Raw genomic sequence first — 251 nt, forward strand, 5'->3', positions numbered from 1 at the left:
AAGGTTTTTTATCTTTTAAGTAAAGGGGTTAATTTGAATGAAATGTTTTAAAAAGAGTATTGCAGTTATTTTAAGCCTAGTATTAACTTTCACTTTTATTTTACATAATGAATCAAAAGCTGAGGCATTAAACAATAAGGATTACCAAATTGTAACAAACGATGAAGAGAAATTAGTAATCACAGCAGAAAAAGGCGGAGTTAAAGGTTTAATGACTTTAGATAAAGAAAATATGAAACTTTCATTAATAA

The 251-nt window shown here is 25.9% G+C and carries 1 pseudogene; it reads left to right on the top strand.

Features of this window, described 5'->3' with window-relative positions:
- Positions 1-37: 37 nt before the first annotated feature.
- Positions 38-251: pseudogene (locus tag G9F48_RS19480) on the top strand (SAR2788 family putative toxin); the annotation flags it as partial.

This window comes from Bacillus sp. EKM420B (assembly GCF_011065565.1).
GTDB lineage: Bacteria > Bacillota > Bacilli > Bacillales > Bacillaceae > Bacillus > Bacillus velezensis.